Origin of the sequence: Mycobacterium simiae (genome assembly GCF_008370645.1) — a bacterium.
GTDB classification, from domain to species: domain Bacteria; phylum Actinomycetota; class Actinomycetes; order Mycobacteriales; family Mycobacteriaceae; genus Mycobacterium; species Mycobacterium simiae_A.
The window spans coordinates 1-1,372 of the sequence record NZ_VTZN01000386.1 but is presented as its reverse complement, the minus strand read 5'-3'; the positions used below and the strand labels follow the sequence as shown (position 1 = coordinate 1,372).

Sequence of the window (1,372 nt, the reverse complement as noted above, 5' to 3'; positions counted from 1 at the left end):
TTTAGCAAACGGTCAAACGGAGACGAGCGCTCGCCCCCGATCTATCTACCTGCGAAAAAAAAGAAAAACGGGTCCAACAGGGCCCGTATACCCCCCCTCGTTTCAGCCCTGCCGCATCGAAACTCGTTGGTGGACAACATAACTGGTGGGGTATGCGCGAAATGAATTGCGCAACAATGTAATTCAGCCGCATTTAATTGCAATTCATGGGGAGGTGAACCGCTTGTGACCAGCCGAAAGTTGCGCACGGTAGCCCAAGCCTGCCTGCCTGGCACCCCGACTGAAATTTTATGCGATCTGGAATCGCTCGTCGCCGACCTCAACCTCGATACGTAGCGAGCCACCGATTGCCTCGATGTAGCGGCGCAATGTGTCAACCTGAGTGCGGTCGATATCTCCGCGTTCAAGCTTTGAGATGCTGTTCTGGCTGACATGCATAAGGCATGCCAAATCAACCTGAGTGAGGTCGAGCGCTTCTCGCAGCTCACGCAGCTTGTATGCGCGAACGTCAGACAACATCCGCGCTTTGCGCTCTTCAACTGCCACCCGGTCCACCGGCCGCTTACTAAGCCACTCATTCAATGAGGTCATTTCTTTTCCCCTCCCTCCTCTTGCAATCTCGCTAAGTGGTTGTCAAACAATTCATCGGCGACCGGGATGTTGTCCCGGTACCAGCGATCCCACGTGCCCGATTTGTCGCCCGCAACGAGGAGCACTGCGATTCGCCGCGGATCGAATGCGAACAAGACCCGCAACTCACTCTTGCCCGCACTTCCAGGTCGCAACTCCTTCATGTTCTTATGCTTCGAGTCACGTACGGTGTCAACTAGTGGCCGACCCAACGCCGGCCCCCGTTCCTGTAGTAGTTCCAGAGCCGCTATCACCGACACATGGCTTTCATCGTCGAGTTCGTGCAGCCACTCCATGACAAGGTCCACTTCGACCGTCCATGTCACAGTACAACGTTACAACCTATAGGTTGTATTTCGCTACAGCCCGCGTTGACTCATCGAAAATGCCGCGTAACCCATATCGTTGCCTCATTTGAGGATGCCCGCGTGCGGCGTGTCCGCCGCTGCGGCCGGTCGAGGGTGCGGTTAGGTCCCGACGATGGGATTGACGATGGCTGAGCGTTAGGGCTGTGACCAGGACGATCGCGACTCGCTACAAGCGCGCCCAAGTGATTTAGGTGCCCGTCACCTACGCCGCTCGCGGTCAAGTTTTAGGCTCCTGTGCCCCACGACCGTGGCCCCGGACTCTTCGTGCGGTAACCGGTGTTTACGACCGTGGTTGCCACCCTTCCCGGCGCCGCGAAAAACCTGGGAGGTCGGCCCGGGGCCGATACCGCCACTTTCCCAGTTCCCTGCGCCCG

The 1,372-nt window shown here is 57.5% G+C and carries 2 protein-coding genes; both read right to left on the bottom strand.

The genetic code is table 11. The annotated features are described in order from the left end of the window. Positions 1-288: 288 nt before the first annotated feature. Positions 289-591, bottom strand: a complete 303-nt coding sequence (locus tag F0Q45_RS25980; protein ID WP_149656589.1) for a helix-turn-helix domain-containing protein — start codon at positions 589-591, stop codon at positions 289-291. Further along, positions 588-926, bottom strand: a complete 339-nt coding sequence (locus F0Q45_RS25975; protein ID WP_149656590.1) for a type II toxin-antitoxin system RelE/ParE family toxin — start codon at positions 924-926, stop codon at positions 588-590. Before F0Q45_RS25975 ends, F0Q45_RS25980 begins: the two co-directional genes overlap by 4 nt. Between the last annotated feature and the right edge of the window lie 446 nt (positions 927-1,372).